The sequence below is a fragment of the Methylobacterium terricola genome (assembly GCF_006151805.1).
GTDB lineage: Bacteria > Pseudomonadota > Alphaproteobacteria > Rhizobiales > Beijerinckiaceae > Methylobacterium > Methylobacterium terricola.
In genome coordinates this window covers 530,098-555,358 of sequence record NZ_VDDA01000002.1, presented here as the reverse complement: position 1 = coordinate 555,358, position 25,261 = coordinate 530,098, and the positions used below count along the sequence as shown (strand labels likewise).

General features: G+C 70.4%; 25 protein-coding genes and 1 pseudogene. 14 read left to right on the top strand and 12 right to left on the bottom strand.

Features of this window, described 5'->3' with window-relative positions; genetic code table 11:
• Window positions 1-90: 90 nt before the first annotated feature.
• The gene (locus FF100_RS06920) at window positions 91-1,023 is read right to left on the bottom strand and encodes a histone deacetylase family protein (RefSeq protein ID WP_139034805.1); all 933 of its coding nucleotides are present in this window, start codon (window positions 1,021-1,023) and stop codon (window positions 91-93) included.
• A 200-nt stretch (window positions 1,024-1,223) separates the two neighbouring features.
• Between FF100_RS06920 and FF100_RS06915 the strand changes: the two genes are divergently transcribed.
• The 4 genes from FF100_RS06915 to FF100_RS06900 all read left to right on the top strand — a co-directional run bounded on the left by FF100_RS06915 (window position 1,224) and on the right by FF100_RS06900 (window position 5,443).
• Window positions 1,224-1,823, top strand: coding sequence for a L,D-transpeptidase (locus tag FF100_RS06915; RefSeq protein WP_139034804.1), 600 nt, complete (start codon window positions 1,224-1,226; stop codon window positions 1,821-1,823).
• Between the two features lie 611 nt (window positions 1,824-2,434).
• Window positions 2,435-2,884 carry a hypothetical protein gene (locus FF100_RS06910; RefSeq protein ID WP_139034803.1) on the top strand — a complete coding sequence of 150 codons (450 nt, stop codon included), beginning with the start codon at window positions 2,435-2,437 and terminating at the stop codon, window positions 2,882-2,884.
• 128 nt (window positions 2,885-3,012) lie between these two features.
• On the top strand, window positions 3,013-5,016 hold the full coding sequence (locus tag FF100_RS06905) for an acetyl-CoA carboxylase biotin carboxylase subunit (protein ID WP_139034802.1): 2,004 nt from the start codon (window positions 3,013-3,015) through the stop codon (window positions 5,014-5,016).
• A gap of 10 nt (window positions 5,017-5,026) precedes the next feature.
• A complete protein-coding gene (locus FF100_RS06900; RefSeq protein ID WP_139034801.1) occupies window positions 5,027-5,443 on the top strand; it encodes a gamma-glutamylcyclotransferase family protein in 417 nt (138 codons plus the stop codon).
• Window positions 5,444-5,543: 100 nt separating this feature from the next.
• Here the strand turns inward: FF100_RS06900 and hisI are convergent, their stop codons facing one another.
• Both hisI and folE read right to left on the bottom strand, forming a co-directional pair.
• A complete protein-coding gene (hisI, locus tag FF100_RS06895; protein WP_139034800.1) occupies window positions 5,544-5,981 on the bottom strand; it encodes a phosphoribosyl-AMP cyclohydrolase in 438 nt (145 codons plus the stop codon).
• Complete coding sequence (gene folE, locus FF100_RS06890) at window positions 5,978-6,637, bottom strand: GTP cyclohydrolase I FolE (protein WP_139034799.1); 660 nt, start codon at window positions 6,635-6,637, stop codon at window positions 5,978-5,980. Before folE ends, hisI begins: the two co-directional genes overlap by 4 nt.
• Before the next feature lie 314 nt (window positions 6,638-6,951).
• On the opposite strand from folE, the gene FF100_RS06885 reads away from it, so the two are divergent.
• From FF100_RS06885 to thrS, 3 genes are all read left to right on the top strand, one after another.
• Window positions 6,952-7,398, top strand: a complete 447-nt coding sequence (locus tag FF100_RS06885) for an iron-sulfur cluster assembly scaffold protein (protein WP_139034798.1) — start codon at window positions 6,952-6,954, stop codon at window positions 7,396-7,398.
• On the top strand, window positions 7,395-7,712 hold the full coding sequence (gene yidD / locus FF100_RS06880) for a membrane protein insertion efficiency factor YidD (RefSeq protein WP_139034797.1): 318 nt from the start codon (window positions 7,395-7,397) through the stop codon (window positions 7,710-7,712). The genes FF100_RS06885 and yidD overlap by 4 nt, the downstream gene beginning before the upstream one ends.
• Window positions 7,713-7,947: 235 nt before the next feature.
• Window positions 7,948-9,960: a threonine--tRNA ligase gene (thrS, locus tag FF100_RS06875; protein ID WP_139034796.1), complete on the top strand. Its 2,013-nt coding sequence runs from the start codon at window positions 7,948-7,950 to the stop codon at window positions 9,958-9,960.
• A 309-nt stretch (window positions 9,961-10,269) separates the two neighbouring features.
• Here thrS and FF100_RS06870 read toward each other — a convergent pair whose 3' ends face one another.
• The 5 genes from FF100_RS06870 to FF100_RS06850 form a co-directional block, all read right to left on the bottom strand.
• Window positions 10,270-11,706, bottom strand: coding sequence for a pilus assembly protein TadG-related protein (locus tag FF100_RS06870; RefSeq protein ID WP_139034795.1), 1,437 nt, complete (start codon window positions 11,704-11,706; stop codon window positions 10,270-10,272).
• Window positions 11,700-12,416: a TadE/TadG family type IV pilus assembly protein gene (locus FF100_RS06865; protein ID WP_139034794.1), complete on the bottom strand. Its 717-nt coding sequence runs from the start codon at window positions 12,414-12,416 to the stop codon at window positions 11,700-11,702. Before FF100_RS06865 ends, FF100_RS06870 begins: the two co-directional genes overlap by 7 nt.
• Window positions 12,416-12,958, bottom strand: a complete 543-nt coding sequence (locus FF100_RS06860; protein WP_139034793.1) for a TadE/TadG family type IV pilus assembly protein — start codon at window positions 12,956-12,958, stop codon at window positions 12,416-12,418. The genes FF100_RS06865 and FF100_RS06860 overlap by 1 nt, the downstream gene beginning before the upstream one ends.
• A gap of 168 nt (window positions 12,959-13,126) precedes the next feature.
• Window positions 13,127-14,041, bottom strand: coding sequence for a hypothetical protein (locus tag FF100_RS06855; RefSeq protein WP_139034792.1), 915 nt, complete (start codon window positions 14,039-14,041; stop codon window positions 13,127-13,129).
• The gene (locus FF100_RS06850; protein WP_139034791.1) at window positions 14,013-16,454 is read right to left on the bottom strand and encodes a YfhO family protein; all 2,442 of its coding nucleotides are present in this window, start codon (window positions 16,452-16,454) and stop codon (window positions 14,013-14,015) included. The genes FF100_RS06855 and FF100_RS06850 overlap by 29 nt, the downstream gene beginning before the upstream one ends.
• A 182-nt stretch (window positions 16,455-16,636) precedes the next feature.
• Here FF100_RS06850 and FF100_RS06845 point away from each other — a divergent pair, with 182 nt between their 5' ends.
• The 6 genes and pseudogenes from FF100_RS06845 (at window position 16,637) to FF100_RS06825 (ending at window position 21,067) form a co-directional block, all read left to right on the top strand.
• The gene (locus FF100_RS06845; protein WP_139034790.1) at window positions 16,637-17,200 is read left to right on the top strand and encodes a nitroreductase family protein; all 564 of its coding nucleotides are present in this window, start codon (window positions 16,637-16,639) and stop codon (window positions 17,198-17,200) included.
• Between the two features lie 98 nt (window positions 17,201-17,298).
• Window positions 17,299-17,925, top strand: coding sequence for a flavin reductase family protein (locus tag FF100_RS06840; RefSeq protein WP_139034789.1), 627 nt, complete (start codon window positions 17,299-17,301; stop codon window positions 17,923-17,925).
• A 105-nt stretch (window positions 17,926-18,030) separates the two neighbouring features.
• The gene (locus FF100_RS06835; RefSeq protein ID WP_342778985.1) at window positions 18,031-18,393 is read left to right on the top strand and encodes a ribbon-helix-helix domain-containing protein; all 363 of its coding nucleotides are present in this window, start codon (window positions 18,031-18,033) and stop codon (window positions 18,391-18,393) included.
• Window positions 18,394-18,408: 15 nt separating this feature from the next.
• A pseudogene (locus FF100_RS38595) lies at window positions 18,409-18,591 on the top strand (type II toxin-antitoxin system RelE/ParE family toxin); the annotation flags it as partial.
• Between the two features lie 177 nt (window positions 18,592-18,768).
• Window positions 18,769-19,797, top strand: coding sequence for a transglycosylase SLT domain-containing protein (locus tag FF100_RS06830; RefSeq protein ID WP_139034788.1), 1,029 nt, complete (start codon window positions 18,769-18,771; stop codon window positions 19,795-19,797).
• A 49-nt stretch (window positions 19,798-19,846) separates the two neighbouring features.
• On the top strand, window positions 19,847-21,067 hold the full coding sequence (locus tag FF100_RS06825; RefSeq protein ID WP_139034787.1) for a DUF2336 domain-containing protein: 1,221 nt from the start codon (window positions 19,847-19,849) through the stop codon (window positions 21,065-21,067).
• Window positions 21,068-21,757: 690 nt separating this feature from the next.
• On the opposite strand, the gene FF100_RS36940 is transcribed toward FF100_RS06825, so the two are convergent.
• The 4 genes from FF100_RS36940 to FF100_RS06810 all read right to left on the bottom strand — a co-directional run bounded on the left by FF100_RS36940 (window position 21,758) and on the right by FF100_RS06810 (window position 24,420).
• On the bottom strand, window positions 21,758-21,895 hold the full coding sequence (locus FF100_RS36940) for a hypothetical protein (RefSeq protein ID WP_171070072.1): 138 nt from the start codon (window positions 21,893-21,895) through the stop codon (window positions 21,758-21,760).
• 227 nt (window positions 21,896-22,122) lie between these two features.
• Window positions 22,123-23,115 carry a biotin synthase BioB gene (gene bioB, locus FF100_RS06820; protein WP_139034786.1) on the bottom strand — a complete coding sequence of 331 codons (993 nt, stop codon included), beginning with the start codon at window positions 23,113-23,115 and terminating at the stop codon, window positions 22,123-22,125.
• Window positions 23,112-23,669, bottom strand: coding sequence for a biotin transporter BioY (locus tag FF100_RS06815; protein WP_139034785.1), 558 nt, complete (start codon window positions 23,667-23,669; stop codon window positions 23,112-23,114). Before FF100_RS06815 ends, bioB begins: the two co-directional genes overlap by 4 nt.
• 103 nt (window positions 23,670-23,772) lie before the next feature.
• A complete protein-coding gene (locus tag FF100_RS06810) occupies window positions 23,773-24,420 on the bottom strand; it encodes a GntR family transcriptional regulator (protein WP_139034784.1) in 648 nt (215 codons plus the stop codon).
• Between the two features lie 104 nt (window positions 24,421-24,524).
• On the opposite strand from FF100_RS06810, the gene FF100_RS06805 reads away from it, so the two are divergent.
• Complete coding sequence (locus tag FF100_RS06805; RefSeq protein ID WP_139034783.1) at window positions 24,525-25,229, top strand: class I SAM-dependent methyltransferase; 705 nt, start codon at window positions 24,525-24,527, stop codon at window positions 25,227-25,229.
• Window positions 25,230-25,261: the final 32 nt, after the last annotated feature.

Below are 25,261 nucleotides of genomic sequence, written 5' to 3'. Positions count from 1 at the left end.
GCGTTTCCCGGGCTCCCGGCTGCGCCGGGCCCGGAACGACGCGGGGAGGTGTCGACCTGCGTGACGACCCTCGCCGCGCCGATCGAACCCTCAGTGCTTGCCCATAAGCGTCTCGACATGGGCGGCGACAGACTTCGACAGCCCGATGAGGTCGTAGCCGCCCTCCAGGAGCGACACCACCCGTCCGCCGCAGCGGCGGTCGGCCACCGCCATCACCTCCCGGGTCGCCCAGGCGAAATCGGCCTCGGTGAGCTTCAGGTTGGCGAGGGGATCGCGCCAATGGGCGTCGAACCCGGCCGAGATCACGATCAGGTCGGGCCGGAACGCCTCGAGCCGCGGCAGCACGGCGTGGGCGAAGGCCTCGCGGAACGTGTCGCCGTCGTCGCCGGCATGCAGCGGCACGTTGACGACGGTATCGTGCTCGCCGCGCTCGGACGCCGCGCCGGTGCCCGGAAAGAGCGGCATCTGGTGGGTCGAGGCGTACATCACGCTCGGATCGTCCCAGAAGATGTCCTGCGAGCCGTTGCCGTGATGGACGTCCCAATCGACGAGGGCCACCCGCGCGGCGCCGTGGTGCCGGCGCGCGTGCCGGGCCGCGATCGCCGCGGTGTTGAACAGGCAGAAGCCCATGGCGCGCTCGCGCTCGGCGTGGTGGCCGGGCGGGCGCATCGCCGCGAAGGCGTTGGCGACGCGGCCCTCCATCACCTCGTCGACGGCCCGCACCGCGGCGCCGATCGCCCGGCGCGCGGCCTCCAGGGAGCCCCGGGACATCACCGTATCGGAATCGATCACCGTCAATCCCTCGTCCGGTGCCGCCGCGGCGATCGCCGCGACGTAGTTCTCCGGATGCGCCAGGCCCGCCACCGCGAGGTCGGCGAGGGGCGCCTGCTCGCGCACCAGGCCGGCGAAGCGCTCGTCCTCGAGCACCCGCTCGATCACCCGGATACGGTCGGCCCGCTCGGGATGGCCGGGCGGCGTGGCGTGGTCGAGGGAGGCCGGATGGCAGAGATACAGCGTCGTCATCGTGCCCGCGTCCAGCGTTCCCGTCGGGCCCGTCGGGCCCGTCCCTTCCCCGCACCGTGGCAGGGCCATGGCCCGGACGCAACACGAGCCGGCCATCGTGCACAGTGGCGCGGCTCCCCGCTTCGCGGGCTAACAGCCACGCTTTACCATCGCCGGTGACTGATTCGCGGGCCCGCCCGCCGACCTGCCAAGGCTCCTCGATGCAACGCCGCCGCCTCGCCCTCGCGTTCGTCCTGACGGGGGCCGTCCTGGCGCTTCCGGGCTGCCTGTACCGCGCCACCCCCGATCCCGACCTGTCGGCCAAGGACAAGGAATGGATGGCGATGGTGCCGGAGCCGGAGATCGACCGGCGCTTCGCTCGCTACTTGATCGAGGATCCGACCGGCGAGGCGCCCGGCACCATCGTGGTGGAGACCAAGGAACGCCAGCTCTACTACGTCCTGCCCGACCGCAAGGCGATCCGCTACGGCGTCACCGTCGGCGACGAGGCCTATGGCTGGTCCGGCACGGCGCGGCTCTTCCGCAAGGCCGTCTGGCCCGACTGGCACCCGCCGGCCGAGATGATCAAGCGCTGGCCCCACGTTCACGCCATGCAGGGCGGCCCGGCAAATCCCCTCGGCGCCCGGGCGCTCTACCTGGCGGACGGGACCGGCAAGGACACGCTCTACCGCATCCACGGCACCAACGAGCCGGAGCGGATCGGCCAGGCGGCGTCCTCGGGCTGCATCCGGATGCGCAACATCGACGTCGTCGACCTGTACAACCGGGTCGGGACGGACGCGACGGTGATCGTGCGGTAACGGGAGCCGGCAAGCCGCGGCGCGGCCCCTCGACGGCGCGCCTCGGACCGGTGACGCGGGCCGATGCACGGCGATCCCGGTCTGGCGCTGGACGGGGATCGGGTAGCGCCAGAATCTCGGGCCGGTGCAACGCTGGCGTCACCGGCGGTCCGATGCCCGAGACCGTGCGATCGACGCGATGATCGCGGGCGGCGCCTCGGGGAGCGTCCGCCGGATCCCCGCCGCGCCGATCCGGCCCGTCGTCGGACCGTGAGCGAGCGGCTGCACGCTGCGGCAAACCGGTCGCGCCACGACGGTGAGACTGGCGAAGACGGGACGATCGGCCCTCGGATCACAGGCATCGCGGGCCCCCGATTCCGGCCATTCTGGACCCTCGGGAATGGCGCCGCACAAGGCCGCTCCCCGACGGAGGAACCGGTCTCTCGCGTGAGCCGTGCGCCTGCATCCGACGGATCATCGCAACGCTTTAGCAACGCCGTCCTGTTGCCAGGCTTTAACCTGAACAGGGATTCAGATCCCGCCGTTAACCTGTCAGGGCCATCCCGTCCGGCATAGTCCTCCTCACACAGGGACAAGCACCGGCACAACAAAAGCCGGGGAGGCACAGACAGATGATGAACGTTTCGCTGCAACACTTCTGCAATCGCATCATCGCCGCCGGCACCATCGGCCTGGACGACGTACGCGACCTGAACCGCACGGTGCTGCCCGACGGGCTCACCTGCCGCGAGGAGGCCGACATGCTGTTCGGCCTCGACCGGGCGATCGCCGAGGCCGACGCCGCCTTCGGCGACTGGCTGGTGGCGGCGACCGTCGATTTCGCGGTGTGGGGCGAGCGCCCGACCGGCCATATCGACGCCGACACCGCGCACTGGCTCGCCGCCTCGCTCGGTTGCGGCCGCGGCCCGACCGCGACCGGCGCCCGCATCGCCGTCGAGGTGGTGCGCGAGGCCGAGACCAACGATCCGGCGCTGATCAGCTTCGCCCTGAAGGCCAACCGGGCCCGGGCCGGCGCCGAGGAGGAGGTCGAGGAGATCCTGTCCTACGCGGTCGCCGCTTGAGGGGCGGCTTCGCCCGTTTGGCCGAGAACAGCCGGCTTTGCGTCGCGCGCGCCATGCTTTAACGGGGATGAGCTTGGGTGTGACCCACCCGGGCCCGGCTTCTCCTCAAGGCTCGAGTGCGCGCTCCGATGTTCGACAAGATCCTGATCGCCAACCGCGGCGAGATTGCCTGCCGCATCATCAAGACGGCGCGCCGGATGGGGATCAAGACGGTGGCGGTCTATTCCGACGCCGACCGCGACGCGCTCCACGTCGCCATGGCCGACGAGGCGGTGCATATCGGCCCGGCCGCCGCGGCCCAGTCCTACCTCGTCATCGACAAGATCGTGGAAGCCTGCCGGCAGACCGGCGCGCAGGCCGTCCATCCCGGCTACGGCTTCCTGTCGGAGCGCGAGGCCTTCCCGAAGGCGCTGGAGGCCGCCGGCATCGTGTTCATCGGTCCGAATCCCGGTGCCATCGCCGCCATGGGCGACAAGATCGAGTCGAAGAAGGCGGCCTCGGCGGCCCAGGTCTCGACCGTGCCGGGCTTCCTCGGGGTGATCGAGAGCCCGGATCACGCCGTCACCATCGCCGACGAGATCGGCTATCCCGTCATGATCAAGGCCTCGGCCGGCGGCGGCGGCAAGGGCATGCGCATCGCCCACTCGGCCGGCGAGGTGGCGGAGGGCTTCGCCCGCGCCCGTTCGGAGGCCGCCTCGTCCTTCGGCGACGACCGGGTCTTCGTGGAGAAGTTCATCACCGATCCGCGCCACATCGAGATCCAGGTCATCGGCGACAAGCACGGCAACGTCGTCTATCTCGGCGAGCGCGAATGCTCGATCCAGCGCCGCAACCAGAAGGTCATCGAGGAAGCGCCGTCGCCGCTCCTCGACGAGGCGACCCGGCGCAAGATGGGCGAGCAGGCCGTGGCTTTGGCCAAGGCCGTCAATTACGATTCCGCCGGCACCGTCGAGTTCGTCGCCGGCCAGGACAAGTCGTTCTACTTCCTCGAGATGAACACCCGGCTCCAGGTCGAGCATCCGGTGACCGAGATGATCACCGGGCTCGACCTCGTCGAGCTGATGATCCGGGTCGCGGCCGGCGAGAAGCTCCCTCTCGCTCAGGACGACGTCAAGCTGAACGGCTGGGCGGTCGAGAGCCGCGTCTATGCCGAGGATCCGACCCGCAACTTCCTGCCGTCGATCGGCCGGCTCACCACCTACCGGCCGCCGGAGGAGGGCCCGCTCGGCGAGGCCCTCGTGCGCAACGACACCGGCGTCGAGGAGGGGAGCGAGATCGCGATCCATTACGACCCGATGATCGCCAAGCTCGTCACCTGGGCCCCGACCCGCGCCGAGGCGATCACCTCGCAGGCCCAGGCCCTCGACGCCTTCGCGATCGACGGCATCCGCCACAACATCCCGTTCCTCTCGGCGCTGATGCACCATCCGCGCTGGCAGGAGGGCCGGCTCTCCACCGGCTTCATCGCCGAGGAATTCCCGAACGGCTTCGAGGCGCCGCGGCCGGAGGGCGAGGTGGCGCGCCGCATGGCGGCGGCGGCGGCGGCGATCGACCACCTGCTCAACGAGCGCAAGCGCGGCATCTCGGGCCAGATGCGCGAGCCGTACCTGCTGCGCTTCGAGCACGAGCGCGTGGTGCTGCTCGGCGACCAGCGTTTCGAGGCGATCGTCGAGTCGACCAATGACGGGGTCGCGGTCGCCTTCGCGGACGGGACCGAGTGGATGGTCGAGAGCGACTGGCTGCCGGGCGAGCCGGTCTGGACCGGCATGATCGACCGCGAGCCGGTGGCGATCCAGGTCCGCCCCCTCCTCAACGGCGCGCTGCTGCACCATGCGGGCGCTGCTGCCGAGGCCCGGGTCTATACGAAGCGCGAGGCGGAGCTGGCCGCCCTGATGCCGCTCAAGGAGGTCGGCGGGTCGGGCAAGCAACTGCTCTGCCCGATGCCGGGCCTTGTGAAGAGCATCATGGTCACCCCGGGCCACGAGGTGAAGGCGGGCGAGCCGCTGGCGGTCGTCGAGGCGATGAAGATGGAGAACGTGCTGCGGGCCGAGCGCGACGGCACGGTCCAGACGATCCAGGCCAAGGAGGGCGACAGCCTGGCGGTCGACGCGGTGATCCTCGAATTCGCCTGAGCGGCCGTCCGTGCCGCTCTACTTCGCCTACGGCTCCAACATGGACCGGGCCGCCATGGCCCGGCGCTGCCCCGCCTCGCGGTTGCTCGGCCTCGGCCGGCTCAACCGACACCGCCTGGTGATCATGCGGGAGGGCTACGCCTCGGTGGAGCGCTGGCCCTCCGGTACGGTCTGGGGCGTGCTGTGGGACCTGGCGCTCGCCGACGTTCCCGCCCTCGACCGTTACGAGGGCGTGGCGAGCGGGCTCTACGTCAAGGCGCAGCAACCGGTCTCGACCGAGGGCGGGGTGCGACGCGCGCTGGTCTATCTCGGCCGCGGCAACGGCGGCGTGCCGCGCCCGGGCTACCTCGAGGGCGTGATCGCGGCCGGGCGGGAGAACGGGTTGCCGGAGATGTACCTGAAGGGGCTCGCCGCGCTGAAGCGCTGAGCCAGACGACGCATGGCGAGAGGCGCCAAGCCCTGAACCGTCGCGCCGCCCGTCTCCCGGCCCCTGCTGACGCGGGGCCCCTCCCGCAGCGGGGCGAGAATTACGCCTCGGCGCCTCGGGAGGACCGGGGAACCAGCGTCACAGCCCCGCTCTCGGCGTCATACGCGACGCTGCGATAGAAGCAGTCCCGCCGCCCGGTATGGCAGCAGCCGCCATCGCCGCCGACGCGCACCCGCAGCAGCAGGGCGTCCTGGTCGCAATCGACCCGCATCTCGACCAGGGTCTGGATCTGCCCGCTGGTGGCACCCTTGTGCCAGAGTTCCCCGCGCGAGCGCGACCAGTACCAGACCTCGCCGGTCGCCAGCGTCCGGGCGAGCGAGTCGGCGTTCATGTGGGCGAGCATCAGAACCGCGCCGGAATCGGCATCGACCGCGAGCGCCGTGATGAGGCCGTCGGCGCCGAAGCGCGGGGTGAAGGCCGCGCCCTCTTCCAGCGCACGCTTGTCGCCGGGAGGGTCGAATTCGGGACGCTTGGTCATCGCCGGTCACGGACCAGGGTCAGGAAGCGGACCTGCTCGGTCGGGTCCTGCTTGAACACGCCGGTGAACTGGGTGGTGATGGTCGAGACGCCGGATTTCTGGACGCCGCGCATCGCCATGCACAGGTGCTCGGCCTCCACCATCACGGCGACGCCGCGGGGATGCAGCACCGTGTCGATCGTGTCGGCGATCTGGGCGGTCATCGTCTCCTGGGTCTGGAGACGGCGGGCGAAGGCATCGACGACGCGGGCGAGCTTCGACAGGCCGACGACGCCGCGGCGGGGATAATAGGCGATGTGGGCGTGCCCCATGAACGGCACCATGTGGTGCTCGCAATGGGAGTGGAAGGGGATGTCGCGCACCAGCACGATGTCGGAATAGCCCTCGACCTCCTCGAACACCCGGTCGAGGATGGCGTCGGCGTCCTGGCGGTAGCCGCCGAAGATCTGCTCGTAGGCCTTCACCACCCGCTGCGGCGTCTCGAGCAGGCCCTCGCGCTCCGGGTCGTCGCCGGCCCAGCGCAGCAGGGTGCGCACGGCGGCCTCGGCCTCCTGGCGGGTCGGCCGCTCGGTGACGCGCTCCGGCCGGGGGGCGTCGCTGCGCTTGTCGGCCGCCTCCGGGGCCCGGACCGACAAGGACTTCAGCACCGCGTCCATCACGCCTCCAAGATCAGGGCTGCCGAGATCTGGGCCGCCATACCGGGCCAGCCATGCCGGGACCAGAGATGCGCCCCGATCCGGCCGCGCCTCGCACCGCCGGGCAATGCCGCCTATATCGGGAATCCGGCCCGGGCACGCAATGCGCCGGGCGCGCAGCAGGTCCCCGCGCTCTCCCGTCCGTCCGGGCGTCGAAACCGAAGTCCGGCACACCCACGTCCGTCAAACCCAAGTCCGTCAAACCCAAGTCCGACCCACCCGGTCAAGCCCGATTCGTCCGTCCCGCGGCCCCTCTCGTCCAAAGTACGAATGCCATGCTCGACGACATCTACAACGCCCGCATCCTCGCCCTCGCGGCGGACATTCCCCGCCTCGGCCGGCTGCCGAGCCCGCAGGCGAGCGCCGCCAAGCACTCGAAGCTGTGCGGCTCGACCGTGACGGTCGACCTCGTGACCGAGGGCGACATCGTCACCGACTTCGCCCACGACGTGAAGGCCTGCGCGCTCGGCCAGGCCGCCTCCTCGCTGATGGCCCGCCACGTCGTCGGTGCCAGCACCGCGGAACTGCGCGCGTTGCGCGAGGACGTGCGGCGGATGCTGAAGGAGGGCGGGCCGGCGCCGGCGGGCAAGTTCGCGGATTTCGCGGTGCTGGAGCCGGTACGGGACTTCAAGGCGCGCCACGCCTCGACGCTGCTCACCTTCGACGCGGTGGTCGACGCCCTCGACCAGATCGCCGCCGAGAAAGAAGTGGTGCCGGCGTGAGCCCGACCCGCCGCGCGGCGCATCTCGCCATCCGCGGCTACCAGCTCGGCCTGTCGGGTCTCGTCGGGCGCCAGTGCCGGCACTGGCCCTCCTGCTCGGCCTATACCGACGAGGCGATCCAGCGCCACGGCCTCTGGGCCGGCGGCTGGATGGGCTTGGCCCGCATCTGCCGCTGCGGCCCGCTCGGCACCCACGGCATCGACCTCGTGCCCGAGACCACGCCGCCCGGCGCAGCCTGGCACCGGCCCTGGGCCTATGCCCGCTGGCGCGGGGTCAACGCCCCGCCGCCGCTCTGCGAGCGCGTCGAGGGCTGACGCGCGGCGAACGCTGTCATTTCGCGCCCGCGCTGCTATGACGGCGCCGTCCGGTACGGGGACCTCGGCAAAGCGGCATGGTGCAGCTCTGCCGAGGGTCTCGTTGGTGCATCATTGTCGCTGCCGAACCGGTGACCCCGTCGGCGAATGATGCTCAAGGCTGCCGGACCCCGTCCATCACCCGGCTTACCTGCACCGTGCGCAGGAGTGAGCCCCGAGGAGTCCTCAGAAGACCATGCCGATCCTGACCTTTCCCGATGGCGCCACGCGGTCCTTCGACGGTGCCGTGACCGGCCGCGCCGTGGTCGAAGGCATCGCCAAGTCGCTGGCCAAGCGCACCGTGGCGATGGCCCTCGACGGCACCGTCCGCGACCTCGACGACACGATCGCGGCCGATGCCCGCATCGAGTTCCTCGACCGCAGCGACCCGCGGGCGCTCGAGCTGATCCGGCACGATTGCGCCCACGTGCTCGCGGAAGCCGTGCAGTCCCTGTGGCCGGAGACCCAGGTCACGATCGGTCCGGTGATCGAGAACGGCTTCTACTACGACTTCCACCGCGAGACCCCGTTCTCGCCGGAGGACTTTCCGGCGATCGAAGCGCGGATGCGCGAGATCATCGCCCGCGACGCCGCCTTCACCAAGGAGGTCTGGGCCCGCGACGACGTGCGCAACCTGTTCGCCGAGAAGGGCGAACACTTCAAGGTCGAGCTCGTCGACGCGATCCCGCCGGGCGAGGACCTGCGGATCTACCGCCAGGGCGAGTGGTTCGACCTCTGCCGCGGCCCGCACATGACCTCGACGGGCAAGATCGGCAGCGCCTTCAAGCTGATGAAGGTGGCCGGCGCCTATTGGCGCGGCGATTCGACGAAGCCGATGCTGAGCCGGATCTACGCCACCGCCTGGGCCAACCAGGCCGATCTCGACGCCTACCTCAACCGCCTGGCCGAGGCCGAGCGCCGCGACCATCGCAAGCTCGGCCGCGAGATGGACCTCTTCCATTTCCAGGAGGAGGGGCCGGGCGTGGTGTTCTGGCACCCGAAGGGCTGGACGCTGTTCCAGTCCCTCATCGCCTATATGCGCCGGCGCCTGAAGGGCGACTACGCCGAGGTGAACGCGCCGCAGATCCTCGACAAGGCCCTCTGGGAAACGTCGGGCCATTGGGACTGGTACCGGGAGAACATGTTCGTCACGAAGACCGAGGACGAGCGCGTCTTCGCGATCAAGCCGATGAACTGCCCCGGCCACGTCCAGATCTTCAAGCACGGCCTCAAGTCCTACCGCGACCTGCCGCTGCGGCTGGCCGAGTTCGGCGCGGTCTCGCGCTACGAGCCGTCGGGGGCGCTGCACGGCCTGATGCGGGTGCGTGCCTTCACGCAGGACGACGCCCACGTCTTCTGCACCGAGGACCAGCTCGCGGCCGAGTGCCTGAAGATCAACGATCTGATCCTCTCGACCTATGCCGATTTCGGCTTCGACGAGATCGTGGTGAAGCTCTCGACGCGGCCGGAGAAGCGTGTCGGCTCGGACGCCCTGTGGGACCATGCCGAGGAGGTGATGACCCGGGTGCTGGCCCAGATCGAGGAGCAATCCGGCGGACGGATCAAGACCGCGATCAACCCGGGGGAGGGCGCCTTCTACGGGCCCAAATTCGAGTACGTGCTGCGCGACGCGATCGGCCGCGACTGGCAATGCGGCACAACGCAGGTCGACTTCAACCTGCCCGAGCGGTTCGGCGCCTTCTTCGTCGATGCCGACGGCCAGAAGAAGACCCCGGTGATGGTCCACCGGGCGATCTGCGGCTCGATGGAACGCTTCACCGGCATCCTGATCGAGCATTTCGCCGGCCACTTCCCGCTCTGGCTGGCGCCGCTCCAGGTCGTCGTGGCGACGATCACCGGTGAGGCCGACCCTTATGCCCGCGAGGTTCTGAAGGCCGCCGACGCGGCGGGCCTGCGGGCAGAGGCGGACCTGCGCAACGAGAAGATCAACTACAAGGTCCGCGAGCATTCCCACGCCAAGGTGCCGGTGATGCTGGTCGTCGGCCGCAAGGAGGGCGAGGAGCGCACCGTCTCGATCCGCCGCCTCGGCAGCCCGCAGAGCCGCACCCTGCCGCTCGACCAGGCGCTCGCCGAGCTGGTGGCCGAGGCGACCTTCCCGGACCTGCGCCGGGCGCAAGCCGTGGCCGACAGCGTGCCGAGCGGGGGCGTCACCCTCGACGGGCAGCATGGGGAAGAGCCGGTGCCGTAGGGCGCCGGCAAAGCCCTCCCCCGTCCGCGGGGGAGGGTGCTCCGCAACGTGGAGCGCAAGACGGGAGTCCCGCCTTCGGAACGGTCGCGACGATGGTGACGGACGTCGTCTCGCCGGCATCGTGCTGCTGCGCTCGCGCCGGGCCTTGCGCCTGTCCGATGGCGTTCCAGCCGCGATCACGAGTGTCAATCCGAACCGTGCAAGCTGCAGCCGGCGGAGAGGAAGGCCCACGCGCACCGGCACGCGCGTGAACCGGCCGCCGGGCCGCTCCGGCGTGTTCGGGGCGGGCCTCCGCTGGACCGGCCTTTCCTACTCGGTGAGTCTCGCCATCTTGAGCGCCTGGTCGAACATCGCGTTCAGGGCGGCGGTGATGTTGTCCGGGCTGTCGGCGGTCTTGAAGTAGCCGGGCGAGGCGCAGTCCTGCAGCGGCTTGGCCAGGGTCGGGCTGAAGCCGTTGACCCGGTTGTTCTCCCAGGCGACGCCGCCGCCCTTGTCGACGAAGCTGATCTGGTTGTAGGGAATATAGAGGATCGAGATCGTCGCACCGGCCGCCTTCAAGGCGTCGCAGTTCTTCGCGTCGATCTGCGACGGTTGCGAACCGTCCCACCAGGCGTCCTTGTAGCCGGAGAACTTGGACGGTCGGCCCGGATAGGCGTACTTGCCGTTGCTAGACGTGAAGAAGTGCTGGCCGTTCTGCATCCCGTCGGTGACCAGGAACACGAACGGCTTGCGGTTCGTGGCGCTCGATCCGTCGCCGAACCCGTTGATGCCGACGATCCCCTTCATCTGCGGGAACGCGGTCTCGAAATGGGTTCCGCCGGAGCCGGTGCCGGTGGTCGGATCACCGGGGCTATTGAGCTGCGTCGCGCCGGTATCGAGGAGGTTGGTGAAGGCCAGCGGCCAGGTCTGCGCGCACTGGGCCGCAGTGTTCAGCGAGTTGACGTCGCCGGTGAGCCCGGCGAGCGTGGCGAGCTGGTTGATGAACGGGTAGATGCCGATCCGGTACTGGTTCGGCACGGTTGGGGTGCCGGCCCGCTGGAGCAGCTTGCAGACGGCGTTGTTCACCGCATCCGACCGCAGCTGGATCTTGCCCGCCGCCAGGCCCCAGCCCACGTTGCCTGGGAAGTGGCAGGCGAACTGGCAGCCCTGCTTGTAGTCGTCCATCATGTCGGTGTTGTCTTTGGCGAGCTTCGTCATCCCGTCCGCCGTCGAGGGCAGGCCCATCGAGCCCGACACGTCGACCATCAGGTAGAAGTCGAAGTAGCTCGGCAGATCGACCGAGGCGGTGACCGTGTTGTTCACCGTCGAGGTCGGCACCCTGAACAGCTTCGCGACGCTGTTCTGGACCGTCGCGGTATAGGTGACGGTCGAGGTGATGGTCTGGCCCTTGATCGTCACCGCCGGCGTCGGCAGGTTCACGCTCGACAAAGGGACGCTGCCGGCATTGACGTTGAAGGTGTTGATCGCCTGGGTCTGGCCCGCCTTTTCGGCGTTACTGGCGACGTTGGCCTCGCCCGAATGGGCGGCGACATAGGCCTTGGCGGTGACGATGGCGGCCATCGCGGCCGCATCTGCCGCCCGGTCGAGCCGCGCCTGGTTGGTGACGGTCATGCCGTAATCGATGCCGAGCCCGATCAAGCCGACCATCGGAATCAGGCTGAGCCCGAACAGGACGTTGATGCCGCCGTCGCGGGCTTTGACGAACGACGCCGCGGTCGCGGCGAACCGGGAGGCGCAGGTCAGCATGTCGTGGCGATTCCATCGTTGTTGGTGGGGTCGTAATCGACGCGGGTGGCGTAGCGCGGCTGTACGTAGGCCGAGCGCGCGATGCGGATCGAGGGCAGGTAGCGGGCGCCGAAGGTCGGCGTGAAGGTGAACTCGACGTCGATGACCACCATCGAGGCCGGTCCGAAGAGCGAGCGCGGCAAGGCGGTCCGGGTCGGGGGGGCCTTGTTGTCCGCCGCGATCTGGGGGGTGCCGCAGGGCCGGTAGACCGGCCCGGTGGACGGCTGCTGCGTGCCGATGCTGGTCCAGCTCACGTCGGCGCGGTAGCAGGCGCTCTGGTCGGCGGAATCGGCGCAGTTCTTCGCCGTTTGGGTGAAGATGATGCCGGCATAGTTGATCGTGATGACCTTCGACCAGCTACGGTTCTGACGCTTGCCCTCGGCCATCAGGTACGGGAACAGCACCATGGCGGCGTCGAAGCTGAAATGCAGGTCGCTCGCGTTGACGGTCGCGATGCTGGAATTGCCGACGGGTCGGGTCTGCGAGACCATCTGGCTGATCGATTCGACCACCCGCTCGATCTTGCGCACCGCGTTGATGTAGGCGATGACCTGGATGCCCCCGATCATGAGTGTCAGGAGCACCGGCAGGATCAACGCCAGCTCGACGGCGGCGATTCCGTCCTCGGCGGAGCGGAAGCACCGGACCTGGCGGGAGAGAGGCCGGCGCATCAGTACTGCTCGACGCGGAAGGCGGCGGTCGAGATCAGCAGGTAGGCCGGCTTGTCCTTGTAGGTCACCGAGGCGTCGAGCCAGGAGGTCAGGGCCGACGGCAGGAAGGTGATGGGGTAGATGACCTGGAGGTACTGGTACTGACCCTGTGTGCCGAGGGTAAACTGGCCGTTCCCAGGCGTCAGCGCCGGCAGCTTCAGCCCGCTCTGGTCGGATTTCACGTAGCCGTAGTAGCCGGAGCCCGGGTCGACGACGTACAGGTTGACGATCAGGTCACCGCACGAGACCGCCGGCGGCAGCAGGGCGCACAAGGCCTGGGTGAAGGTCGCCAGCGTCGGCTGCGGATTCATCTTCTGCGCGTTGCCGACGATGACCTGCCGCGAGGCCTGCTCGATGGCATAATCCAGCTTCTGATTGAAATACATGATCTCAGCCACAACCATCGTGAACAGGAGGGTTGCGATGAACATCATGCCGACCAGGGCGAACTCGACGGTCGTCGATCCCTTCTCGTCACGGATGAGGTTTGGCAGGCTTCGCATGCCGCCAACCTAGCGTCAGCGGGTTAAAGACCCGGTAATCGAATCGTGGAGATTCGGGCGCTTCGGCACGATAGTGTTCCGCCATAGCGCTAACTATTCAATAACCGTCGATGTCGCTAGGCCTAAAGGCCTAACGGAACAGGGGTCCCGCACACGGGGACTTCTCGGTCATGGGTCTTTGGCAATTGCCTCGATGTCGCGGTCGGCGCCGCTCTCGACCTTGAAGTCCTGGGTATAGACCTTGCCGTCGTGGCGGGCGATCAGCTGGTACTCGCCCTCGGCGAGAGTCACCTGCGGGAAGGCGCCGATCGCCTCGCGGATCGTATCGCCGCCCGGCGTCAGCACGCTGAAGGCGGTGCCGGCGAAGGCCTCGGTGCCGGGGGAGGCGACGAGCTTCAGGGTCACGGTGGCGGCGCGGTGGTTCAGGGTCGCGTCGGTGAGGCGGCCGTTCTCGACCTTCAAGTCGGCGCGCTGGATCGCGTTGGAATCACCCCAGGTCGAGACGACGTGATAGGTGCCCTCCGGCAGGCGCACGACCTCGCCGGCCTTGACGCCGTCGCGCACCAGCCGCCCCTCCGGGTTGTTGCCGATCGGCACGAAGACCGCGAAAGCGAGCTGGCCCGGTGCGATCCTGGCCTCGCCGACCGCGCCGGCGAGGCGGAGCGCCCCCGCATTGACGGTGAGCTGATCGCTGGCCGCCCCCGCATTCAGGGTCACGCGCTTCGAGGTGCTGACGAAGCCGTAGGTGACGTTGGCGAGGTAGCTGCCAGGGGGCAGCCGGAAGGTCGGCTGCGCCTCCTCGGAGCGGGCGAGCACCACGGGCTTGCCGCCTTCCGGCCGGTCCTCGTAGATTCGCCAGGTCAGGCCGCCGCGCAGGGGCTTGGCCTCGCTGGTGAGCACCGCCCGCAAGGACAGGCTGGCCTCGGCGGGGGCCGGCGCCGGGGGTGGGCCCTGCGTCACGCCTTGCGGGGCGACGCCCGGCACGGGGTTCCCTGGCGGCAGCGCCTGGGCGAGCGCGGATCCGCCGGCCAGCGCGAGCGCGAGGGCCGGAGCCTTACCGAACAGCCGTCTCGCCCGCGTCATCGTCCCTCGCCAACAATTCGCTCGCCGCCGCCATCAGGTTGCCGACCGAGAGCGGCCGGAACTTGAACTCGACCACGTGCTTGCCTGCCGGCACCTCGACCCCGCGGAAGAGCAGGTTGGTGCGCAGGATCGGGCGACGGGCACCGTCGACCCGGGCCTGCCAGCCCGGATAGAAGATGTCGTGCAGCACCAGCACGCTGTCGCGGTCGGTCTCGACCTCCACCGTGACGACATTGCGGCGATAGGCGAGGATCGTCGCCGTCCCCCGGGCGGCGGCGACCGGCGCGGCCGGGTCCTTGAGCCCGAACTCGCCCTTGATCTTCGGTACGCTGTCCTGGTCGACGAGGGCCGTCTCGCTGCCCTCGAACTCGGGCAGCTCGTCCTGGCTGAGCACGCTCTCGGAATCGACCGGGACGAGGCGGGTCGCCAGGTAGGCGCGGGGCTTGGCCGGGTCGAGGCGGTAGATCCACATCTCGCCCGAGCCGTAGAGGAGCTTGGCGCCGGTCAGCTGCGGGAAGTGCCGCGGCAGCCGCTCGGCCGGGCGGTCGAGCACGAGGTATTCGAGGCCGAGCAGGCTGGCGAGCCGCGAGCGGTAGCCGCGGAACAGGCCGGGGAACTGGCGCAGGTTCGGGTCGGCGGCGTTCTCGCCGGGGCCGACGGCGCGCTCGTAATCGGCCAGCCGCAGGGGGTTGTAGCCGATCGTGTCCTCGAGCCCGAGCACCATCGAGGCGTTCTGCCAGGCGCCGCCGAGGCCCAGGATCTCGACCCGCGGGTGCTCGCCCTTGGCATGGCGGGCATCGAGCTCGGCCTTGAGCATCGTCAAGCCCTGGAGCTGCTCCGGCGGCAGGTGCTGGAACACCGCGTAGCGGCCCGCCGGCTCGGCGTTGAGCGAGGAGCCGGCATTGCGCCAGACCAGCTCGGCGCCGAGCAGCGCGACGAGGCAGGACGCCGCCACCACCCGCCTTTGCGGGCCGGCGCGCCGCATCACCAGGACGGCGACGACCGCGATCCCGGTGCCGATCAGCCCGTCGCGCAGGGCGTCGGGCAGGTGGTGGGCCTTCGCCGCGTAGCGGTAGGATACCCACAGGATCCCCGCCAGGATGGCGAGCGCCGCGCCCGGCAGGGCGAGGCGGAGGGTGCGCGCGAGACCGGCGGCGCCGGCCGGGAGACGCGGCGCGCCCTCGGTGACGTAGCGGTGGACGAGGTAGCCGGCGGTCAGGGCGAGCCCGATATTGATGACGAAAGTCGCATCGGCGGGCCGGCGGTAGAGGTCGACGCCCGGCATGTGGTCGAAGACCGGCGCGAAGAGCGGGGTGTAGCGCCCGAGCGCGTAGAGCGTCGCGGCCCCGAGCACGATGACCGGATAGCGGATCTCCCGGGCGGCGAGGCGCCCGCCGGCGATGCCGTGCCACAGGATCAGCACGGCCGGCAGTGTCCCGGCGAACAGGTAGTTCACCGCCCGGTCGGTCCAGGTGTTGCCGTCCATCGACTGCCAGTCCGGGCCCCAGTAATCGTAGGTCCAGCGCAGCGAGCCGAACACGTCGGCGAACAAGGCGGTGGCGAAGCTCGAGGGCGGCAGCGAGCCCATGATCGCGGCGCCGTAGCCGAAAGACGGCCGGGTCGAGGTCATCAGGAACTGCATGGTGAGAAGCGAGGGCACGGCGAGCAGCGCCCCCCCGACCAGCGCCATCACGGCGAGCACGCCGATCCGGGCGCGCAGGTAGGCGACCGGCGCCGGGGCGGTGAGCACGGCATGGACCGCGACGCCGATCAGGCTCAGGCCGCACAGGAACGCCACCTGGTCGCGCCCGACCGTCATCACGGCGGCCACTACCGCGAAGGCGAACGCGTAGGCGTAGGAGCGGCGCGCCAGCGCCTCCTCCAGCAGCCACCACGCCAGCGGCACGAAGCCGTAGGAGATGATCATGCCGGTATGCTGCAGCCGGGCCGAGGCCGAGCCGCCGAGCACGAACACCATCGCGGCCGCGACCGCGCCGGCGGCGTGCCAGCCGCGGCGGCGGAACAGCGGCAGCATCGCGACCGCGCCGGGAATCAGGTGGGCGAACACCACCGCGTCGAACAGCTCCATCGACGGCGACGGGTCGAGCCACGCGAAGAGCAGCATGGTCGGGGTGAAGAGGAGCGATTGCGGATCGGCGACCGAGGGGTGGCCGGCGAAGTGGTAGGGATTCCACAGCGGCAATTCGCCGTTCGCCAGCGCGGCGCCGAGGTAGCGCAGCATCGGGTAGAAGTGGTTCTTGGAATCCCACGGCACCACCGTCCCGGTGAGCGGCCAGACCGCGGCGGCGGCGGCCCAGAACAGCAGCACGGCGGCAAGGGCCAGCCAGAACTCCCGGGGAGTCCAGTCGCGGGCGAGTGGCGGGTGGGCGGGGGGAGCGGGGGAGCGCGTCATGATGCGGGCGGCGTCCTCGGCACCGGCTCTCCCGGCGCCCGGCTAGTCGTCACGCCCCGGACATGGCCGTCCGTGGCGGAAAGGTGCTTAAAGGGACCATCGGGGCGCCAGAAAGGCAGCCTGCCCTTGTGGCAGCCGGCCGTCCGGTCCCGCTCGTGATAGCTCAAGCCACTGAAGCCGAGATGAACGCAACCCTCGACCTCCTCCGCACCCGTCGCTCGGTGCCCCCCGTCCAGCTCGCCGGCCCCGGCCCGTCCGTCGACGAGCTGGAGACGATCCTCTCCGCCGCCTCCCGGGTGCCGGATCACGGCAAGCTCGCGCCCTGGCGCTTCATCGTGATCGAGGGCGAGGGCCAGGCGCGCATCGGCCGGGTGGTCGCCGAGGCCTACCGGGCCGACCACCCGGAGGCCGACGCCAAGCGTCTCGCCCTCGAGGCCGGGCGCCTGGCGCTGGCGCCGCTGGTGATCGCCGTGGTGTCGCGGGCGGGCCCGCACGTGAAGATCCCGGACTGGGAGCAGGTGCTGTCGGCGGGCGCCGCCACGATGAACCTGATCGTCGCCGCCAACGCCCTGGGCTTCCGCACCGCCTGGCTCACCGAGTGGATGGCCTATGACCGCCGGGTGCTCGACGCCCTCGGCCTCGATCCGTCCGAGCGTCTGGCGGGCTTCGTCCATGTCGGCCGGGCCGGCGAGGTGCCCCCCGACCGGCCGCGGCCGGCGCTGCCTGAGATCGTGACGCGGTACTGAGGCCGAGCGGGCTGGCGCCGCGCCCCGGGGTTGCTCTAACTGGCGGCGGACGGCCCGCATGGGCGAGCCGCCGTTTCCCACGCATCCCGGGGCCGCCGATGCATTACGACGCCGAGACCCGCACCCTGCCGCACAACCCGTTCAAGGCCCTGGTGGCGCCGCGCCCGATCGGCTGGGTCAGTGCGCTCAGCGCCTCGGGTCAGCTCAACCTGTCGCCGTACTCGTTCTTCAACGGCGTCGGTGATAATCCCGAGATGGTGATGTTCGCCTCCTTCGGCCGCAAGGACGCGCTCACCTTCGCGGAGGAGGGCGGCGAGTTCGTCTGCAGCCTCGCCACCTTCGACCTCCGCGAGGGGATGAACCAATCCTCGGCGCCGCTGCCGCGGGGCGAGAGCGAATTCGATTTCGCGCATCTCGCCACCGCGCCGTCGCGCAAGGTGCGCCCGCCGCGGGTGGCGGATGCGCCCGCCGCCCTCGAATGCAAGTGGCTCCAGACCATCCCGCTCGTCCCGGCCGAAGGCGGCGAGGCGGCCTACTTCATGGTGATCGGCCAGGTGGTGTCGATGTATATCGACGACCGCTTCGTCACCCCGGAGGGCCGGGTCGATACCGGGGCGATGCGGCCGATCATGCGCGGCGGCTATTTCGACTATTTCACCGTCGAGCCCGAGAACCGCTTCGAGATGCGCCGGCCGGCCGGCGGGGGCGACGTGCCGAAGCGGTGAGGGGAGCCGCCCCGCCGTGCGGGGCGTGATCGCGGGATCGGCGGCCCGTGAAGAGGATCGGATTTTGTGCTCCCGTCGGGATCGATGCGGGCAGAGGATCCAGCCATGCAGGCCGCCGAGAAGATCAGCATCACCGTCACGTCCGAGCAGCCCCGCGCGGTGCGCGAGAGCGTGGCCGCGGGCGAGTATGCGTCGACCAGCGAGGTGATGCGCTGCGCCTGCGGCAGCGGCAGCGGCAGCGGCAGCGGCAGGAGGATGCCGAACGCCTGGATGCCATCCGCGCTCGCATCCGCCGGTCGCTGGACGATCCGCGTCCCGCACTCACGCTCGACCAAGTCGACGCTCACCTCGAACAATTATTTGCCGAAGCGGACAAAGCCCAGAAAGACGACCGCCGTGCGTAGATTGCGCGTCGAGCTTCAGCCCGAGGCGGTGGCTGACTTGGCCGACATCTTTCGGGTCGTCTAGCAAGCCAGCCGCAACCTGACGACGGCGAAAGGCTTCGTGCGCCGGATCAGGGACCGATGCCATCGCATCGGCAATGCTCCGCGTGGCGGGCGCCGACGGGACGATCTGGAGCCCGGTCTGCGCAACCTGCCGGTCGAGCACAGTGCCGTGATCGCCTACCGGGTCGAGGCAGACCGGGTGTTGGTCACCAACGTCCTCTACGGCGGCCAGACCTTCGAGGCGCTGTACCGCGATGGCAGGCCGGACGACGACGCGGAGGCGACGGCGAGACGCCCACACCCTTCCCCGCTTCAGTCTTCCTTTACCATAACCCCACATCCTCGGCCCCATGAGAGAGCCGGCCCGCGCGTCGCGAGGCTGCTCCACCGGGCCGCCATGTTCCTGTTCACCAGCACGCCGTCGCAAGGAACTGCCAGTGCGGGCGCCGCGAGTGCCGGTCGTACCGCCTCGGGCAACCCGGTGATCGACGCGATCCGCCAGGGCGCCGAGAAGACCGGGGCCGCCTTCGACTACCTGCTCTCGACCGCCCAGCGCGAATCGAGCCTCAACCCGAGCGCCAAAGCCGGCACGTCCTCGGCCACCGGCCTGTTCCAGTTCATCGAGCAGACCTGGCTCGGGGTGATGAAGCAGGACGGGCCGTCGCTCGGTCTCGGCTCCTACGCCGACGCGATCACCGCCCGCTCTTCGGGCGGCTACGCGGTAAGCGACCCGGCGGCGCGGCAGGCGATCCTCGACCTGCGCCGCGATCCCGAGATCGCCTCCGCGATGGCCGGTGCGCTCACCCGCCGCAACGCCGATGCGCTCTCGGAGGCGCTCGGCCGCGAGCCGAACAAGGCCGATCTCTACGCTGCCCACCTCCTCGGGGTGCGTGGGGCACTGACCCTGATCCGCGCCGCCGAGAACGCCCCCGGCCGCTCCGCCGCCGCCGACCTGCCGGAGGCGGCCGCCGGCAATCGCGGCCTGTTCTACGACCGGACCGGCCGGGCCCGCAGCGCCTCCGAGCTCTATGCCGTGCTGGGCACGAGCCCGGGCGTCCCGACGGCCACCGCCAGCGCGCGGGCGGCCGAGCCGACGGCCTACGCGGCCGAGGCCGGGACCGGGACCGGGCTGCGCACGCTGTTCCAGACCGAGGCCCGTCGCGGTCCGGTCTCCGACAGCGTCGCCCGCCTGTGGGGCGGCCGCGGCGCCGGCGCCTCCGCGCCGACCTATTTCCCGCGCTCGAACGAAGGGGCGGCGGTCGCCTCCGCCGCGCCCGCTGCGACGGTCGACGCGCCGACCGCCGCGGCTCCCGCCACGCGGCCGGAGGTGTTTCCGGACGGAGCGCCGCTGCCGCCGGCGCGGCCGCGGGAATATGGCGGCGGGCGCCACCGCGCCGCCCTCGCCGCCACGTCGACCGAATCCTGAGCCCTCGAATCCCGAGACCTCGCCCGACCCCCGTCACGGAGCCGCGCCGATGATCATCCGCCAGTTCCTGCTCTGGACGCAGCACGAATCCGCCGGCCGGCGGGCCGAGGCGGCCTCGTCGCTCGCCCGGGCCTTTCTCTACGCCAAGCTCGATCCCGCAGCGCGCTGGGAGGCGAAGACGGCGATCATCGCGCTCCTCGACGATCCTTCGCCCCTGGTCCGCCGCGCGCTGGCCGAGGCCTGCGCCAACGCGGTCGAGGCGCCCCGGACCCTGGTGGTGGCGCTCGCCCAGGACCAGCCGGAGATCGCCGGCCTCGTCCTCGCCCGCTCGCCGGTGCTGTCGGATGCCGACCTCGTCGATTGTGCCGCGGTCGGCGACGAGGCGGGGCGGATCGCCATCGCGAACCGGCCCCACCTCTCGGCGATGCTGTGCGGCGCGCTGGCCGAGATCGCCGGCGCGGTCGCCCTGCAGGCCCTCGCGGCCAATGCGGGCGCCGAGATCACCCGCGGCAGCCTGATGCGGATCGTCGAGCGCCACGGCGACGACGCGGCCCTGCGCGAGGCGCTCCTCGCCCGGCCCGGCCTGCCCGTCGACGTGCGCCAGGCGGTGACCGCCCGCCTCGCCAGCGCGCTCTCGGCCTTCGTGACCGGCTGCGGCTGGCTCTCGCCGGAGCGCAGCGAGCGGGTGACCCGCGAGGCGCGGGAGCGCGCGACCCTCGGGCTTGCGAAAGGATCGGACGGAGGCGACCTGCGTCGCCTCGTCGCCTACCTGCGCGCCGCCGGGCAGCTCACCCCGGGCCTGATCCTGCGGGCGATGTTGTCGGGCCGGATGGCCTTCACCGAGGCGGCGCTCGCCGACCTCTCCGGCTTGGCCGCGGAGCGGGTGGCGGGGCTGCTGCACGATCCCCGCGGCAGCGGCCTGGCGGCCCTGTACCGTCGCGCCGGCCTGCCGCCCGCCCTCGAGCCGGCCTTCGCGGCGGCGATGTCCGCGTGGCACGAGGAGGCGAGCGGCTTCAGCGAGAGCGGCGGCGCCGGCCTGTCGCGGCGGATGATCGAGCGCGCGGTCACCGCCTGCGAGCGCCTGCCCTTCGCGGAGGCCCACGCCATCGTCGCCCTGCTCAACCGCTTCGACGCCGAGGCGGCCCGCGACGAGGCCCGGATCCTCGCCCGCGCCCTGGCGAGCGAGGCCGCCGTCGAAGCGGTGCTCGATACGATTCCGGCCGAGCTGATGGCACGCTACCACGACGACCGGCTGCGGCTCGCGGCCTGAGACTCAAGCAAGCCCGGTTCCATGTTCGGCGCCAGGACGGCCCGTTCGTCGCAGGACATGCGGCGCAACCGGAAACCAGGGACACGGCCCGACGGCACCGCGGTCGGACCGGGGTCTCGGGAAGCGGCACGAGACGCCTGAACAACTTCCTCAAGATCAACTATTGCTGACTTGGATCCTTCTTAAATCCAAATCAAAAATTCATAAATCAGTCTTAAAATTACCGGATATCATTTTTTCGCGGTGGCCGGATTATTTTTTCTCACGATTACTTATAAATGATCTGATATCAAAAGACCGCTCTTACGAGATCATCGTCGTGCTCAACGATGCTGGTGTCACGCAAGGTGGCATCCTGACGATACGCGCATGATGCTCGTGATCGACAGCAAATTGCACGCAGCGCATTTGCACGATGCCGCCCTCCTGTTCCAGCGAACCGAGGGACCGGGGATGATGCGTATCCCGAGGCCGTTTTCGAGGCCATTGCCGGCGAGGCCGATACGGGCTCGCCCCGGACCTGACCGGACATCCGGAGCATCGGCCGGATCGCGTCGCGATCGCCCGATGCGTCCGGCGATCACGAGCACCGACTCACGGCCCTGATGGATGACCCTAACGACCTTGCGCCGGATCTTCGAGAGGGCTCATGACGACAGGCCGCTGACCGGCGGGACAGGCCGGCTGCCGTCAGCCCTGGGACATGCACGGCGTGTGCGGCGACGTCCGCCGGTCGGCGCACATGACGGCCGCCGCAAGATATCCGGCCAGGGAGACGTGCAGGGCCTGAAGGTAGATTGGTTGAACGAAATGGGCGGTGACGTTCATCAAGGCCTCCCGAATCGCTTGTCGGGACGAAACTACGATAGACCGTCCCGAGCGGGCAAGCGGGCTGGAGATCATGGTCGCGCAGGATGAGCCGGATGGATTCCACCCGGCAATCCGTGCGTGGGCGCATGCATCGGCCCGTCCCGACGGACCGTGGATCGGTTCGGTCTCACCGGCCCGGGGAGACGAGATCGTCCGCCCCGAGCCAGCGAGGCCTCGCCATGGCCTCAGGCGCCGACGGCTTCGCGGCCGGTGGATCCCCGCGGCGCCAGGGCCGCGAAGAGGGCCGCGTCGTCGTCGTGCTCGGCATTCGGCGTCGTCAGCAGGGTATCGCCGGAGAAGACCGAGTTCGCCCCGGCGAGGAAGCACAGGATTTGCGCCTCCCGCCCGAGCTGCGCCCGGCCGGCCGACAGGCGCAGGACCGAGCCCGGCAGGACGAGGCGTGCCGTCGCGACCATCCGCACCAGATCGAGCGGATCGAGACGGGGCCGGTCGGCGAGCGGGGTTCCCGCCACCGGCACGAGGGCGTTGATCGGCACGCTCTCGGGATGGGGATCGAGCCCCGCCAGCACCTGGAGCAGGCCGGCCCGGTCCGTCACCGATTCGCCCATGCCCAGGATGCCGCCGCAGCACAGGCCGATGCCGGCCGCCCGCACCGTCGCCAGGGTGTCGAGCCGGTCCTCGTAACGGCGGGTGGTGACGATCCGGTCGTAGAAATCCGGGCCGGTATCGAGGTTGTGGTTGTAGGCCGTCAGCCCGGCCTCGGCGAGGCGCGCCGCCTGATGCGCCTCCAGCATGCCGAGGGTGACGCAGGCCTCCATCCCCAGAGCCCGCACGCCCGCGACCATCGCCACCACGGCGTCGAATTCCTGCCCGTCCCGCGCCTGCCGCCAGGCCGCCCCCATGCAGAAGCGCTCCGCCCCCGCCGCCTTGGCCTTCGCGGCGAGCGCCAGCACGGCCGGCGGATCCATCAGCCGGTCGCGGGTCAGGTCGACCGCCCGGTGATGCGCCGATTGCGGGCAATAGGCGCAGTCCTCCGGGCAGCCGCCGGTCTTCACCGACAGGAGGCTCGCCTTGCGGATCCGGTTCGGGTCGTGGTGGCGCCGGTGGACGGCGTTGGCCCGCCCGACCAGTTCGAGCAGGGCGAGGTCGTGCAGAGCCTCGATCTCCGCCAGCGTCCAATCGTACCGGACGGCTCCATCCGCCAGGTCCCGGCTCATCGGGCGATGCTCCGGAGAGCCCGGCGCAGGGCCGGCATGCCGGCCGCGACGAGGCCGACCTTGACGACGTCGCCGATGAGAAAAGGCCCTACGCCGACGGCGAGGAGGCGATCCGCCGGCACGAAGACGGCGAGCCAGGCGAGGCCGAAGCCGTAGATCACCGCAAGGCCCACCAGCATCGCGCCGATCCGGCCGAGCAGCCCCCGCCCGGCGGCGAGGACCCCGACGAGGCCGGCGGCGACGAGGTAGCCCGCCAGGTAGCCGCCGGTCGGGCCCGCCATGTAGGCGAGGCCGAGGCCGCGCTCCGGCGTGCCGGAGAAGACCGGCAGGCCCGCCGCGCCGGCTGCCAGGTAGGACAGCACGGTCGCCGCTGCGAGGCGCGGGCCGAGCGTGAGGGCCAGCGCCATGATGACGAGGGTGTGCAGCGTCATCGGCACCGGCCAGAACGGGACCTGGATCTTGGCTGCGAGCGTGATCAGCAGCACGCCCGACACGAGTATGGCGGCACTGCGAGCCGCGCGCAGGGGCGCGCCATCCAGCACGAGAGCGTTCATCGGACCTCCATTTTATAGATAATTTTGCCGACTCGACAGGCGAAGAGATCCACAAGGCGGCCATGAAGGCAACACATCGAGTCGATAATAGATAATTTTGCAATCAGAGGCGGCCGCGTGGCGCGATCGGGCCCGGCCGGTGACCGACCCACTGGACGTGGCGGGCCAGGATCGCCGTCGCGGCATCGACATCGGCGGCCCGCAGGGCGACCAGGATCGCCCGGTGGTCGCGGTCGGTCGGCGCCTCCCACTCGGCGCGCCAGCCGGCGAAGAGGAACCGGGTGCTGGCGGCCTGGAGATCGTCGATCGCCTTGAGCAGGCGAGGCATGGCGCAGGGGGCGAGGATGAGGCGATGGAAGCTCCGGTTGGCCTCCTCCCAGGCCTGCACGTCGCCGGCCCGGTCGCCGGCCCGGGTCGCGTCCTCGGCCCGGTCGAGGATCGCCGGCGTGAGGTGCGGCGCGGCGTGGCGCAGGGCCAGCACCTCCAGGGCCGCGCGCATCTCGGCGACCTCGCGCACCTCCGCCGGGCTGAACCCGGCGACCCGCACGCCGCGCCGCGGCTCGCTCACCACCAGCCCCTGCGCCTCGAGGCGGCGAAACGCCTCTCGCACCGGCACGTGGCTCGCCCCGAACTCCTCCGCGATGGCGTCCTGCCGCAGCCGCGACCCCGCCGCCAGGGCGCCGGCGATGATGCGCTCGGCGAGGGCCCGGCTGATCCGCACGGCGATCGGTTCGTCTCTGGCTGTCGTCATGGATTATCGATAATCCAGCGGCACCCCGAGGTCACGCCGGGCATGGCAGGCTTTGCACCGGCATGCGACGCTGTTCCGTTGGGGAATCAGCGAGGAGATGTCCGATGAGCAACGGCTGGGACGAATCCGCCTCCGCCTGGATCACCGATATGGGCGAGGCGGGCGATTTCGGACGCGCCTGCGTGCTCGACGCCCCGATGCTCGCGCGCCTGCGCGGCCGGGGCTTTCGCCGTGCCCTCGATGTCGGCTGCGGCGAGGGCCGCTTCTGCCGCCGGATGCGGGATCTCGGGATTGCGGCGACCGGAATCGACCCGACCGACGCGCTGCTGCGCCAGGCCCAGGCCCGCGACCCGGACGGCGACTACCGTCCCGGCCGCGCCGAGGCGCTGCCCTTCGCCGACGGCGCCTTCGACCTCGTGGTCAGCTACCTGACGCTGATCGACATTCCCGACATCCGCGGGGCGATCCCCGAGATGGCCCGGGTGCTCGCGCCCGGCGGGACGCTGCTGATCGCCAACCTCACCAGCTTCGCCACCGCCGGCCGCTGGACGCAGGACGATGACGGGAACCGCCGATTCCGGATCGACGACTACCTGGAGGAGCGGGCCGAGTGGGCGGAGTGGCACAACATCCGCGTCCACAACTGGCACCGGCCGCTATCGCTCTACATGGGCCTGCTGCTCGGGGAGGGGCTGGTGCTGCACCACTTCGACGAGCCGGTGCCGCATGACGGCGATCCGGCGAAGGTCGCGCGCTACCGGCGGGTGCCGTGGTTTCACGTGATGGAGTGGGAGAAGTCGGCGGGGTGAGGCGGGCCACGGCGCATCTCGGGCCGCTGGGG